The sequence below is a fragment of the Phenylobacterium sp. genome (genome assembly GCF_037138395.1).
Lineage (GTDB): Bacteria > Pseudomonadota > Alphaproteobacteria > Caulobacterales > Caulobacteraceae > Phenylobacterium.
The window spans coordinates 1-2,928 of the sequence record NZ_JBAXIM010000219.1 but is presented as its reverse complement, the minus strand read 5'-3'; the positions used below and the strand labels follow the sequence as shown (position 1 = coordinate 2,928).

3 protein-coding genes are annotated in these 2,928 nt (G+C 70.8%); 2 read left to right on the top strand and 1 reads right to left on the bottom strand.

What is annotated here, in order from left to right; all coding sequences use genetic code 11:
- Positions 1–100: 100 nt before the first annotated feature.
- Positions 101–1,600 carry a DEAD/DEAH box helicase gene (locus WCJ52_RS12470; RefSeq protein WP_336903630.1) on the bottom strand — a complete coding sequence of 500 codons (1,500 nt, stop codon included), beginning with the start codon at positions 1,598–1,600 and terminating at the stop codon, positions 101–103.
- 266 nt (positions 1,601–1,866) lie between these two features.
- Here WCJ52_RS12470 and WCJ52_RS12465 point away from each other — a divergent pair, with 266 nt between their 5' ends.
- A complete protein-coding gene (locus WCJ52_RS12465; RefSeq protein ID WP_336903629.1) occupies positions 1,867–2,277 on the top strand; it encodes a (deoxy)nucleoside triphosphate pyrophosphohydrolase in 411 nt (136 codons plus the stop codon).
- A gap of 4 nt (positions 2,278–2,281) precedes the next feature.
- Positions 2,282–2,928 (top strand): AAA family ATPase (locus tag WCJ52_RS12460; protein WP_336903628.1); only part of this gene is annotated, 647 nt, incomplete at its 3' end.

Sequence of the window (2,928 nt, the reverse complement as noted above, 5' to 3'; positions counted from 1 at the left end):
GGACGGAGGGGGAACCCCGGCAGTGCCGTTGGCTCCCTCACCCGGCCTCGCCCGCGGCTTTACCGGGGGGAGTCCCTCGGTATGCTGAAGTCGGCTCTTCCTAGTCCACCGGGCTCCACTTGGCCGAGGTGCCCTCGCGCTTGGGGCCGCGGAACTGGGACTGGTCGATGGGTCGGGTGGAGGCAAAGCCGTCGCCCTTGGCCTCCGGGCGGCTCCTCTGCTTGCGCAGGCCGCCGGGCAGGTCCGAGCGGCCCTCGGGCCGGGACGAGCCATCCGCCGCCCGGGCACCGCCAGAATCTCTACTCGGGGAATCGCTCCTCGGAGAATCACCCCTTGGGGCGCCGCCCCTGGGGGAGCCACCCCGGGGCGCGCCACCCTTGCGATGGCCGCCCTGGCCCTGACGGCCCTTGGGCTCGGAAGGCTCCTTGGCACCGTCCGGCAGGTGGGCCGTCATGACCGAAAGGCCAGCGTCCCGCCGCCGGTCCTCGTTGGGAATGTTCTGGCGGGTGACTTTCAGGATGTCCTTGAGCAGGTTGCGCTCATCGTCAGCGCAGAAGGCCACGGCCGTGCCGCCGGCCCCGGCTCGGGCGGTCCGCCCGATCCTGTGGACATAGGACTCCGGCACGTTGGGCAGCTCGTACTGGACCACGTGGCTGACCGCGTCGATGTCGATGCCCCGGGCGGCGATGTCGGTGGCGACCATGGCCCTGACCTCGCCCGCCTTGAAGGCCGCCAGGGCGCGCTCGCGCTGGCCCTGGCTCTTGTCGCCATGGATGGAGGCGGCCTCGATGCCCGACTGTTCAAGGGCTCGGGCCACCCGGTCGGCGCCGCGCTTGGTGCGGGTAAAGACGATCACCCGGCGGAATTCCTTGTTCTCGAACAGCTCGGCCAGCAGGGCGCGCTTGCGGTCCTGCTCAACGAAGATGACCTTCTGCTGGACCTTTTCCACTGTGGTGGCCTGGGGGGCTACCGAGACCCGGACAGGGTCAGGATTCAGGAGTTCGCCGGCCAGCTTACCGATCTCCGTGGGCATGGTGGCTGAGAAGAAGAGGTTCTGGCGGGCCTTGGGCAGGTACTTCACGATCCGCCGGATTGGCAGGATGAAGCCCATGTCCAGCATCTGGTCGGCCTCGTCGAGGACGAAGGTCTCGACGCCCTGGAGGGTGACGGTCTTCTCGCCCAGGTGGTCGATCAGGCGGCCGGGCGTGGCAACGAGCACGTCGACGCCGGGCGCCATGGCCCGCAACTGGCCGCCGTACTTCACACCGCCGAAGATCACGGTCACGGAAACGCCGAGGTGACGGCCGTAGGCCTTGAAGCTCTCGCCGATCTGGGTGGCAAGCTCGCGGGTCGGCGACAGGATGAGTACCCGGCAGCCGCGACGGGGAGCCGGGCGGCGGTCGGCCGCCAGGCGGTGGAGGATGGGCAGGGCGAAGGCGGCGGTCTTGCCGGTGCCCGTCTGGGCGATGCCCAGGAGGTCGCGGCCCTCGAGGATCGGGGGAATGGCCTGGGCTTGGATGGGCGTCGGCGTGGAATAGCCCTCGTCGGACAAGGCCTTGAGGAGGCCACGATCGAGGCCGAGGTCGGTGAACTGGGTCAAGTTGAGGTGTCTTTCCGTACGCGGAATCGTGCGGCCCCTGTCTGGGGCGCCGTTCGGCGGATCTTTATGGGGATGCCCCCGCGCGGCGGGGCGATCTGCGATGACGCTTCAGGGCGCTCGACAGGCGGGCTGCCGAAGCAACCCTCACGCGACTGGAACGCCAATATCGCACCGGACGAACCGGAACGCAGCGGGGGAATGGACTCCCGGGACCCGGAAGTCAAGGCTAGCTTGCCAAGGGCGGTCTCCGGGGTGATCAAGGCACCATGTCCGAAACCCGCCGCCTGCTGCTCGTAACCGCCGCCGCCCTGGTCGATGTCGACGGCCGGGTTCTCGTCTGCCGCAGGCCCGAGGGCAAGGCCCTGGCCGGGCTCTGGGAGTTTCCCGGCGGCAAGGTCGAGGCCGGCGAGTCGCCGGAGGCCTGCCTGATCCGTGAGCTGTCCGAGGAGCTGGGGATCGGCGTCACCGAGGCCTGCCTCGCCCCCTTTGTCTTCGCAAGTCACGCCTACGAGGACTTCCACCTGCTCATGCCCCTCTATCTTGTCCGGCGCTGGACGGGGATGGTGACGGCCAAGGAGCACTCGGCCCTGGCCTGGGTGAAGCCCAGCCAGCTGGGCGACTATCCCATGCCGCCAGCGGACGCCCCCCTGGTGGCCTGGCTCCGGGACCTGGTCTGAGGCCATGGTGGGGTTGGCCGAGGCCCTTGCCGATCTCGTCCTGACGCGGGCCGACCGGCCGGGCTGGGTGCTGGGCCTGTCCGGAGCGCAGGGGTCGGGCAAGTCCACCCTGGCGGCGAACCTCGCCGCGACCCTGGCGACTGCAGGGCGGTCCTGTGCAGTCCTCTCCCTCGACGACGTCTACCTCGGCCCGGAGGCCAGGGCCGACCTGGCCCGCCGGGTCCACCCCCTCTTTGCCGTGCGCGGACCGCCGGGCACGCATGATCTGGCCCTGGCCCTGTCCGTCCTGGAGGCCCTCGGTCGTCCGGGTCCGGTTCGCCTGCCACGCTTCGACAAGGGTCGGGACGCTCCCGTGCCCGAGGCGCAGCAGCCGGTCTTCGAGGGCCCCGCCGATGTCGTGATCCTCGAGGGCTGGTGCCTGGGGGCGCGGACGGACCCGGGGGCCGCCGCCTCCGAGCCGGTCAACGCCCTGGAGCGGGAGCAGGACCCCGAGGGGACCTGGCGTGGGGCCGTGGAGGCGGCGCTGGCCGGACCCTACCGGGCCCTCTTCGCCGCCCCGGACCTGACGGTCTTTCTCCGGGCCCCGGACTTTGCAACCGTCCGGCGCTGGCGGGGGGAGCAGGAGGCGGACCTGGCCCGCGCCATCGCCGC